General features: G+C 60.1%; 3 protein-coding genes. All 3 read right to left on the reverse strand.

Features of this window, described 5'->3' with window-relative positions:
• Nucleotides 1-186: 186 nt before the first annotated feature.
• The gene (locus CWO89_RS42720) at nucleotides 187-1,521 is read right to left on the reverse strand and encodes a S41 family peptidase (RefSeq protein WP_130584198.1); all 1,335 of its coding nucleotides are present in this window, start codon (nucleotides 1,519-1,521) and stop codon (nucleotides 187-189) included.
• A 158-nt stretch (nucleotides 1,522-1,679) separates the two neighbouring features.
• The gene (locus tag CWO89_RS49000; RefSeq protein WP_283813585.1) at nucleotides 1,680-1,814 is read right to left on the reverse strand and encodes a hypothetical protein; all 135 of its coding nucleotides are present in this window, start codon (nucleotides 1,812-1,814) and stop codon (nucleotides 1,680-1,682) included.
• An 87-nt stretch (nucleotides 1,815-1,901) separates the two neighbouring features.
• A complete protein-coding gene (locus CWO89_RS42730) occupies nucleotides 1,902-2,411 on the reverse strand; it encodes an Imm42 family immunity protein (RefSeq protein ID WP_165421580.1) in 510 nt (169 codons plus the stop codon).
• Between the last annotated feature and the right edge of the window lie 360 nt (nucleotides 2,412-2,771).

Genomic DNA, 2,771 nt, shown 5'->3' on the forward strand with positions numbered 1-2,771 from the left:
GCAGCGTGCCCACCATCAACACTCCGCTCGTAATGGTGGGCACGCTTCGCTTTGCCCACCCTACGATTCCGCCGTGAGCCCCTCATGGTGAGGTGGCCTCATCCTTGTCCCGGCGATGCGTAGCATCGTCCGGAGATGCGGCGAAGGCGCAGCTCCTCGGGATGAGGATCAGACAGCCGTATAGCCTCAGTTCGGGATCGTCCGCTTCGGCGCGTTCTTGGCGTCGGCATTGACGGTGACGCCGCGCAGGAGGTTGTAGGCGGCGTTCAGCGCCTTGTCGTTCTTCTCGTCGGGCGGGACGAAGGATTGCGAGCCGGTCTGCTCGGTGCCTTCGGCCGCCAGATGCCCGCGCATCGACGCCTCGCCCTTGATCTCCGCGCGAGTCTTCAATTCGTCCGGCACGTCCTGCAGAATTTCGATATCGGGCGCGATGCCTTGCGCCTGGATCGAGCGGCCGGACGGCGTGAAATAGCGCGCGGTGGTCAGCGCCAGCGCGCCATTGCCAGCCCCGAGCGGAATGATGGTTTGCACCGAGCCCTTGCCGAAGGTGCGGGTGCCGATCAGGGTCGCGCGCTTGTGGTCGTGCAGCGCACCGGCCACGATCTCGGAGGCAGAAGCCGAGCCGCCGTTGATCAGGACCACCAGCGGCTTGCCCTTGGTCATGTCGCCGCCGCGCGCGGTGAAGCGCTGCGTCTCTTCCGGCAACCGGCCGCGGGTCGAGACGACCTCGCCGCGCGCCATCAGCGAACTCACCACCGACACCGCCTGGTCGAGCAGGCCGCCGGGATTGTTGCGCAGGTCGATCACATAGCCGGCAAGCTTGTCCTGCGGAATCTCCTTGGAGATTTCGGCGATCGCCTTGTGCAGGCCCTCGGTGGTCTGCTCGTTGAACGAGTTGATCCTGATATAGCCGACATTGCCGCCATCGGCGTGGAAGCGCACCGGGCGCACGCGGATGATCTCGCGGGTGATGGAAACGTCGATCGGCTTGTCGGCATCCTTGCGGACGATCTTCAGCTTGGTTTGGCTGTTGGGCGGGCCCTTCATCTTGTTGACGGCCTGATCCAGCGTCATGCCCTGGATCTGTTCGTCATCGATCTGGGTGATGATGTCGCCCGACATGATGCCGGCGCGCGAGGCCGGCGTGTCGTCGATCGGCGCTACGACCTTGATGAAGCCCTCTTCCATCGTGACTTCGATACCGAGGCCGCCGAACTCACCGTGGGTGGTCTCCTGCATGTCGGTCCAGCCCTTCTCGTTCATGTAACGAGAATGCGGATCGAGCGAGGTGATCATGCCGTTGATGGCGCCCTCGATCAGCTTAGAATCGTCGGGCTTCTCGACATAGTCGGTCCGGACGCGCTCGAACACGTCGCCGAAAAGATTGAGCTGGGAATAGGTATCGGAGCGGACCGCGGCCTTGGCGACCGCAACCAGATTGGCGCCCTGCGGGGCGGTGACAAGAAGAGTAAGACCAACGCCGGTGACCGTGCCGAGGAGAAAGCCAAAATTCCTGCGCATTGCCTGCGATCCTTCCCGCTGTACCAGCCACCATTGTGTTGAATCGCCGTTTCTCGCCCGGCGCAGGCAAACACACAATGCCTTTTTGGTCGGATCAAGGCCAATTTTACCGGAGAAATACCGTCGCTCACGACATCGTGCGTTGCTCGTTGTGCTGCTTACGGACGTCGCTCTTGGAGCCCGCTCTGCCAGGTCGACGGATTGGTTCCAAAGCCGCGTTTGGCGCGGGTGCCCAGCCAATAGCCGAACTGCGGCGGAACATTACGGAACGGCCATTCCGGCGCGGTGTCCATCGGCCAATCCGGGTTGTTGAATATCTCGCACGCAACCGCGATCAAATCTGCCTGTTTTTCGCGCAGTCCATAGGGCTCGGCTACCCCCTACGCGCTAAGCGCTCTATCATACAGGGCATTTAATTGGTCCCAGGCCAGCTGAATGCACGCATCGAACTCAGCCCTCTTCAGGAAGAATTCACTGACATTGGGATCAGAAAGATTCTTGTACAGCAGTCGCGCCTGGCTTCTGCAATCTATCAAATATATCTTCCACTGATTGAATATATCGATCTGCGGAGAAATTTCGAATCGCGCCGTAGCGTCGCCGTCCGATTCACTGCTTGCATTTTCAGCCTGCCCATACATGGATGAATCGATGGCTTCAAAGACGTCCTCGGACGGCATCTCGAACCTCGCGCAATCTTCACGTTTTCCGGAATCGTGAACTATCCATTTCAGCGCGGTCAAAGTGTCACGAAGAGAGGTTCCTTCTTCGTAATTTCCAATCATCTTGCCGTCGATCCAATAACAGAACTTCCCGAACATCCATTGGCCACCGCTGTCTTCGTCGAGCTCCAAGCTCACGGCAAAGCGCGTTCTGTCACCAAATTCCATCGATGCCACCGCAAGAGCTGCGTCCCCAACTAATTAGTACCGTAGCCCGGGTAAAGCGCCAGCGTAACCCGGGAGACGCTCGTAAACAGTGCCGCAGACGCCCCGGGTTGCGCTCCGCTCCACCCGGGCTACGAAGGCTCGGATACCGTAAACCACCTCCGTCATTGCGAGCCATCGGGCGGCGCTACGCGCCGACCCGCTGGCTCGCAATGACGATGTGGCTACTTTGGGTGCGACATAACAACCCGACGGGCAAATCAACCAAAGTCTGTCCAGCCGTCGCGCGAAAAATATTCCGCTTAACCCGTCGGGCAAATCAGTGATTTAACTCCGCGCGTCTCACGCGAATGAGGGGCGGCT

This window comes from Bradyrhizobium sp. Leo170 (genome assembly GCF_004296405.1).
In the GTDB taxonomy this organism is placed as follows: Bacteria; Pseudomonadota; Alphaproteobacteria; order Rhizobiales; family Xanthobacteraceae; genus Bradyrhizobium.

Bases quoted from the DNA above. Each gene is read 5' to 3' on its own strand.
- CWO89_RS42720 (WP_130584198.1), bottom strand. From the start codon at position 1,521: ATGCGCAGGAATTTTGGCTTTCTCCTCGGCACGGTCACCGGCGTTGGT.
- CWO89_RS49000 (WP_283813585.1), bottom strand. From the start codon at position 1,814: ATGGACACCGCGCCGGAATGGCCGTTCCGTAATGTTCCGCCGCAGTTC.
- CWO89_RS42730 (WP_165421580.1), bottom strand. From the start codon at position 2,411: ATGGAATTTGGTGACAGAACGCGCTTTGCCGTGAGCTTGGAGCTCGAC.